The organism is Actinomadura sp. NPDC048955, from assembly GCF_040649435.1.
Taxonomy (GTDB): Bacteria; Actinomycetota; Actinomycetes; order Streptosporangiales; family Streptosporangiaceae; genus Spirillospora; species Spirillospora luteofluorescens.
In genome coordinates this window covers 1-2,300 of the sequence record NZ_JBEZJI010000174.1, presented here as the reverse complement: position 1 = coordinate 2,300, position 2,300 = coordinate 1, and the positions used below count along the sequence as shown (strand labels likewise).

Annotated in this window: 5 protein-coding genes; all 5 read right to left on the bottom strand. The window is 31.3% G+C overall.

From position 1 onward, the window contains the following. Positions 1-168, bottom strand: a 168-nt coding sequence (locus AB0C84_RS45960; RefSeq protein WP_361079210.1) for a phage holin, incomplete at its 3' end; no start/stop codon positions are given. A 78-nt stretch (positions 169-246) separates the two neighbouring features. Then, positions 247-645, bottom strand: coding sequence for a YxeA family protein (locus AB0C84_RS45955; RefSeq protein WP_252918771.1), 399 nt, complete (start codon positions 643-645; stop codon positions 247-249). Between the two features lie 157 nt (positions 646-802). Further along, complete coding sequence (locus AB0C84_RS45950) at positions 803-1,210, bottom strand: hypothetical protein (RefSeq protein ID WP_361079206.1); 408 nt, start codon at positions 1,208-1,210, stop codon at positions 803-805. After that, entirely contained in the window at positions 1,197-1,634 is a 438-nt protein-coding gene (locus AB0C84_RS45945; protein ID WP_361079203.1) for a hypothetical protein, read from the bottom strand. The genes AB0C84_RS45950 and AB0C84_RS45945 overlap by 14 nt, the downstream gene beginning before the upstream one ends. After that, a partial coding sequence (locus AB0C84_RS45940; RefSeq protein WP_361079200.1) for a poly-gamma-glutamate hydrolase family protein occupies positions 1,619-2,300 on the bottom strand: 682 nt, incomplete at its 5' end. The genes AB0C84_RS45945 and AB0C84_RS45940, both read right to left, overlap by 16 nt.

Genomic DNA, 2,300 nt, shown 5'->3' with positions numbered 1-2,300 from the left:
TACAACACCTAAAGCTACGAGTATTGTAATAATACTCCCCAGAATATTACTGATTGTTTCAAGTTGACTTGATATATCTATACCAAATGCTTCCGTTACTTGTTTTGCAAATAATAAAATAGCACCTACTAAAGCTGTGAGTGTCGTTCCGTTTTTTAAACGTGTCATCCAATTAATTTTCAAAGGTTACATCTCCTTTATAGTAAAATAAAAGAGCCTGGGATTTATTTCCCAGACTCTAATATATTAATTTAAATGTTTACGTGCTTCTTTAGGAATATCGTCTTTTTTAACTTCTTCATAACTTTTAACTGTATCTAATTTTTGTTTAATTTTTAAATAGTGATTGAGTTTTAGTCTTTTCATTCCTACATATTTAATTTTTTTACTATTACCATTTTTATCATAACCTGTTGTTTTGTATACATGAGTTTGATCTGCATCTTCTTTAGGCTTTTCTTTTACTGGTTTAGTAGTTTTTACATAATATTCTTTTGTCGGCTCAAGAGGGTTCTTCATATTCAAACTTTTTACATTTTCATTACTTGGATGATGATCACCGTAAATTCTCAATCCGAAAAGTAATCCCATTACTAATAATATAATGACTATTATAGGAATTAATAAAATTTTCAACTCTCTCATTAATAAACTCTCCTTCAATTTAATTACAATTTAATTGTAGAAGTTCTTTTAGCAAATTTCATTTATCTAATCTTACAAAGTAACTTTTCAAACTTACATACTTGAAAGATTTTAAAGTTATATATGCTTTACTATGATTTTTTCTTTAAATACCACTTTAATTAATCACATTTTTCAAAAAGTCGAACAATGGATGGATAAGCCAAGCCACACCACCTTCACCAACAAATATACCTGTAGCTTTTAAAATAAACTCTTTATTTTCTTTACCTTTCTCTTTTGCTTCTTGTTCTTCTTGACTTAAATGTTTCCTAAGCATTTGAGCATCTTTTTCGACGACAGACAATCGTTGGCCTTGTTCTATAATTTGTTGGTTTGTTTTTTTCTGTTCAGCACTCATCTCTTTAGTTGCCTCGACCATTTGATTAAGTGTAGGTTTAAATTCTGCTAATAACACACTTAAATTGTTATAATTGTTCGTATGTTTTTCATCAACCTCTCTTATTCTTTTATGAATAGCGTCCCTATCGTCATAATAACTTTGGGGCAATTCATTGTTTGGCATAATGCAACACTCCAAAGTAAGCATAACCACCACACGTTAAAGTAGTTAAAAAGTAAATAAGAGGTGACATCCAATTTAAAGAATCACTAATACCAGCTAACGTAATTACAAAGAAAAACACAGAACAAATAATCCCTCCTAAAATAAGAGTGATACTATAAACTTTGTTAATATTTCTATAAGGTAAAGCCATAGCTGCAATTGCTAAACATAATCCTCCTATAAAGAATGGAATCCCCCAAATACTTAAGGGGATTATTTCATTAATACTACTATACAATGGGCTTTTATCGACTTGAATTTCAGAAGCAAATATAAAAAAAGAACCTCGAGCCATACCTATTGTTCCAATAAATAATAAAGAAATAACATTAATATATTCCATTTCAGTCATACGGTGTGTTTTCTTCATGCTTCTACCCACTTTCTATCATTAATTGCAGCACAGATAGCATTAGCATAGTAATACATATCTTCTGTCCAATTATGTGTATTTTCTCTATTCTTTTGACTAAAATCGTTTCGACTAAAAAATTCTTTTCTTTGCTGAGTTGATATTTCAATCTGTACACCCATTCCATAGGCATTTTTGTTAGTTATATTATTAATTTCTTTACCAGCAATTCTTTCAGGAGCGGCTTCTATATTAAAACCTGAAACTTTTAAATTGTGAGTAATAAGAGATATAAGTCTTTCATCCAATCCACCAATATAACTATTTGCTTGATTGCTTGAATAACCATGTATGGCTATTGTTACATTCATAAATTGATTCCAATATAGTAAATTGGGATTATCATAATTTGTTGAAGTGACGTGTAGAGTCCTATTGTTTTTCGGTTTTAAACCTTTAAAAGTGAAGTAGTTTACATTCGATAATTCTGCAACCAATAACGCTAATTCAGAAGTACCGCACTCTATACCGCCTCCGTGTATAGCAGTTATAAGTGATTTACTATTTCTATCTTGCGTCTCAATCATCCAATCCTTTTCATTCCTCACAAGTTCAGTCATAGATTTATAAGTATCCACCGTTCCCGGCGGCGCTCGCCGGGCTGCTGTGGCTGCCGAAGGCGCGGCGGGCGGCGCA

What these genes read in the sequence shown, in the direction of transcription:
- AB0C84_RS45955 (WP_252918771.1), bottom strand. Translation starts at nt 645, where the DNA reads ATGAGAGAGTTGAAAATTTTATTAATTCCTATAATAGTCATTATATTA.
- AB0C84_RS45950 (WP_361079206.1), bottom strand. Translation starts at nt 1,210, where the DNA reads ATGCCAAACAATGAATTGCCCCAAAGTTATTATGACGATAGGGACGCT.